Origin of the sequence: Acetobacterium wieringae (assembly GCF_026646375.1) — a bacterium.
Lineage (GTDB): Bacteria > Bacillota > Clostridia > Eubacteriales > Eubacteriaceae > Acetobacterium > Acetobacterium wieringae_A.
The window spans coordinates 1-1,178 of the sequence record NZ_JAIPPU010000054.1 but is presented as its reverse complement, the minus strand read 5'-3'; the positions used below and the strand labels follow the sequence as shown (position 1 = coordinate 1,178).

Annotated in this window: 1 protein-coding gene; it reads right to left on the bottom strand. The window is 46.9% G+C overall.

What is annotated here, in order from left to right; genetic code table 11:
- Positions 1–38: 38 nt before the first annotated feature.
- Positions 39–1,178: InlB B-repeat-containing protein (locus Q7P33_RS17905; protein WP_303872103.1), on the bottom strand; the 1,140-nt coding region annotated here is incomplete at its 5' end.

The window sequence follows — 1,178 nt, the reverse complement described above, 5'->3', positions numbered from 1 at the left end:
TATTTTACCTCATTTCCTTGCAATTTGGGACTGCACTTTTATGATAACACTCCAGTGATTCCGGCTTTACCAGTATTATCCGCCTTGTTATCGTGAGCGAAATCATAAATTGACATGGTTAAAACTTCACCGGAAGGACTTAAGACCAAGTCTTTCGTGTCACCGACATTGAAGTATTCGTCACCTTTACCGGCTTCGGATATTAATTGAATTTCCGGCCACGTATAAGCTGATAATGGACTACCTGCGGGTGGCAAGTCTGTCCATTTCGCATAGAGAGTCATGTTAGAAGTCACTTTATCTGATGCGAAATTCCATGTTTGTGTTAGACCAACGTCTTTATACCAGGCATCAAAGAATGCATTGGCTTTCGTCGGCTCTGTTGGAGCTGTAATGGTTGTATCATGGGTTGCTGTTTTTAAGCCAACCGCTGTTCCACCATTCGATTCAAATGTTATGGTATAGGTATTAATTGTCCACTTAGCGTAGTAGGTGATTCCAGTAACCGGATATGTTGCCGGCAACTGGGTTACCACTGCTCCGCTAAAGTCACTGGCTGCGTACCAACCATCCAAAGTGTAGCCTACCCGGGTAACACTTGGCATATTTCGATCGGTTATGGCCTGATCGGTAACGCCGGTCAGATCCGGTGTTGCGCTGCCGCTGTTTTCTTCGAATGCGATGGTGGATGCATTGGCAGTCCACTTCGCATAATACGTCAAGCTGCCAACGGGATAGGTTGCGGGAAGTTGTACGATCTCCGAACCACTGAAATCACTGGCTGCAAACCAACCAGCAAAGGTATAGCCATTTCTCGTGATGGTTGGCATGTCCCGATTGCTAATTGGTTGATCCGTCACACCGCCGAGATCAAATGCGGAACTGCCACCATTTTCAATGAAGACAATCGAAGATGCATCTGATGTCCACTTCGCATAATAAGTTTTGCCTGATACCGGGTATTTGTCCGGTAGCTGGGTTACTTCTGAGCCGCTGAAATCACTGGCTTCGAACCAGCCGCCGAAGGTATAGCCATCACGGGTGATGGTTGGCATATCCCGATCGGTAATAGCCTGATCGGTGACACCGGTTAGATCGGGTGTTGCACTGCCACTGTTTTCTTCGAATGCGATGGTGGATGCATTGGCTGTCCACTTCGCATAATAAGTTTTACCTGA